This is a genomic window from Collinsella aerofaciens (assembly GCF_027679495.1).
GTDB lineage: Bacteria > Actinomycetota > Coriobacteriia > Coriobacteriales > Coriobacteriaceae > Collinsella > Collinsella aerofaciens_AK.
The window spans coordinates 1-2,013 of the sequence record NZ_JAQEKC010000052.1 but is presented as its reverse complement, the minus strand read 5'-3'; the positions used below and the strand labels follow the sequence as shown (position 1 = coordinate 2,013).

The window sequence follows — 2,013 nt, the reverse complement described above, 5'->3', positions numbered from 1 at the left end:
AGCGTCAGCACCAGGTCGCCTTCGGCGCCGATGGCCTCGCCCGCGTAGCCGTCAAGCTCCAGGTGGCCGGCATCGGTCCAGGCCCAGCCGGGGCCCGACGCGCCCGGCTCGCAGTACGTCGCGCCCGCGATGATGAGGCTCTCCGCGCCCGCGGCATAAGAAGGCCCGCCCAGCAAAACGAATAGGCAGGCCATGGCGGTAAACATCTTGCAGTCCCTTTTAATGAGAAGGCAAATCGCTATAACCGAGTTTGTCCGAACATCGCGTAAGGCATGAGTCAGGTCGAAGGTGTTCATTGAGACGACAGGGACAGAGATGCCTTAATAGGTCGTCTCGATCTGGGCGAACCCCTCGTACCTAGGATCGACGCACCTCGATAGAGAACGCGGGGCGCAGTTTGCCGCATTCCGCTCATCGACAGTGTTGGGCCATCGCTTTAAGGAACCTGTCGATGAAAAGGAAGAGTCTGGTAGCGTATGGCCACGCGCAGGATCTACCGGCGAGCACATTGCGCAACCTTTTGCAGAGCAAACCGCTGCCAGGGCCTGGTTTGGAGACGATATTCCAGCCTAGGATGGGAGGCAATCATCATTGCGCAGCTAAATCTCCAACAATGTTGAACAAATAGGATATCATTTGCTTGAAATCCGGATAGCTTTGGTGGTGTCGATATTAAGGGAGCTATCGGAACAGCTCATCATGGCTGCCGGTGCGTTCAAAGAAAGCTGCCTCTTCGTTTGATGACCATATGACAAGCCAGTCGCCAGAGTTTGCTACGTGACATTCGTTTCGCCCTGCCCAGTTGCCGCTTAGCCGGTGCATATTATGACGTCGTTTTAATATGTCCATTGACTCGGGTGTATTCTGTAGCACCAGGTCAATTAGCTTTTGAAGCTCGGATAGATCCCATTTACGGCGCTTTGCTTTTTTCTTTAAATCGCGGGAGAAGGCTGCAGAGAACTCTGCGGTTAACGTGCTCATTGTGCCATCGCCGCAGCGATAAGATCGGCGCCATTGTCAAAACGTCCTTTTTTGCCAGATGCAAGAAACGCGTCCCCCTCGCGAATGGCCTCAAGGCTTTCGGCATTGGGCTCCTCAGGGGCAAAAGTCAACGGGATGCGATGGGTGTTGACCATTTGCTTGAAGAATGCGCGCGTCACGGACGACAAATCAAGTCCATAGTAATCAGCCACTTCTGCTGCCTCGCGTTTGAGGTCATCGTCAACCCTAATGGTTAATGTTGAGCTTGCCATTTTTGGACCCTCCAATCATGTGAGTGCAACCTTAGTATAACGCACATACAATAGTAGATTATGTAATTACAATCAATTAACTAAGCCTTTTAGTGGTACGGCACCTCATACATTGCATGCAGTAAAAAGGCAACGCTCCCTTTCGGAAAGCGTTGCCTTTAAAGCTTCTACAGGGCCTTTGTATTGCAGCTAGGCATGCCGCACGCCCCAACAGCGATATGCGGCACCTAGATGCCCCAGTCCCAACAGGAGTAGCGTAAAGGACGCGGCGATCCAATTGCTGTCACTGGTCTTGGGGAGAGACGCGGAGGTCGCAGTTACGGTCTTGGGCTTTGAGGCCTTAACTACCGTGGTCTTGGTTACTGTCGTTGTTGTCTTGGTTGTCGCGGCCGCGGGTTTCAGCGAGGGATTTGCCGTGGGCTCCGTGGTGGGCTCTCCGGCAGCGGGGCTTGCATCGGCGGGAGACTTGTCCGCGCTATCGCCAGGCACGTCGCCCCTGTCGGTCTCCCCCGCCGGAGGCGTGGCGACATCGGGCTCAACCACCACATGCGGTGCCACCGCGCCGGAGGCATCCACCACGCCACCAGCACCAAAGACCCCGCCGACAGGCGTCACAAACCTCGCGGACACAAGTGACCCGCCCACCGCCGCGCACGGCCATGTCGCCTGCGATCACGCCGGCTACGGCCTCGTCCGTGACGTCGGCCCCGTCCGCCCGGGCGTCGACGGTGCATCCGTCCACCACGAGCGCCTGCGAGAT

Annotated in this window: 4 protein-coding genes; all 4 read right to left on the bottom strand. The window is 56.5% G+C overall.

The window, feature by feature from the left end; translation table 11 throughout:
- A partial coding sequence (locus PGW49_RS10275; protein WP_270226431.1) for a hypothetical protein occupies positions 1-194 on the bottom strand: 194 nt, incomplete at its 3' end.
- Between the two features lie 487 nt (positions 195-681).
- Positions 682-981 (bottom strand): type II toxin-antitoxin system RelE/ParE family toxin, encoded by a 300-nt coding sequence (locus tag PGW49_RS10270; protein WP_270226430.1) that lies wholly within the window; start codon positions 979-981, stop codon positions 682-684.
- Entirely contained in the window at positions 978-1,253 is a 276-nt protein-coding gene (locus PGW49_RS10265) for a type II toxin-antitoxin system RelB/DinJ family antitoxin (RefSeq protein WP_055310766.1), read from the bottom strand. Before PGW49_RS10265 ends, PGW49_RS10270 begins: the two co-directional genes overlap by 4 nt.
- Positions 1,254-1,442: 189 nt before the next feature.
- On the bottom strand, positions 1,443-1,883 hold the full coding sequence (locus PGW49_RS10260; RefSeq protein WP_270226429.1) for a hypothetical protein: 441 nt from the start codon (positions 1,881-1,883) through the stop codon (positions 1,443-1,445).
- Positions 1,884-2,013 lie beyond the last annotated feature (130 nt).